This window comes from Cohnella sp. GbtcB17, assembly GCF_019091135.1.
GTDB lineage: Bacteria > Bacillota > Bacilli > Paenibacillales > Paenibacillaceae > Cohnella.
Map to the genome: position 1 here is coordinate 1 of NZ_JAGXJW010000301.1, position 261 is coordinate 261.

Consider the following 261-nt stretch of genomic DNA (forward strand, 5'->3'; position numbering starts at 1 on the left):
GTTAAATATTGGCTTAAGGCTTGGTCGAGATTCAGTCCATCAGGGTTTTTGGTCATTTCATCCGTATATGCGAACTCACCATTCTTTTCTGTATAGGTTACACCTTCAAATCCCATAAAGAACATTTTTATGCCCTCTTCACCATAGAAATGGTCGATCCAACGTACGGTAGCTTCTGGATTTTTATTCTTATCAGTTATGACAAACATCCCTACATTGCCCAATGGCGATCCGACTACAGTATTGATTCGCTCCCCATTT

At 40.2% G+C, this 261-nt stretch carries 1 pseudogene; it reads right to left on the reverse strand.

Features of this window, described 5'->3' with window-relative positions:
• Positions 1-261, reverse strand: a pseudogene (locus KVT38_RS33815) (extracellular solute-binding protein); the annotation flags it as partial.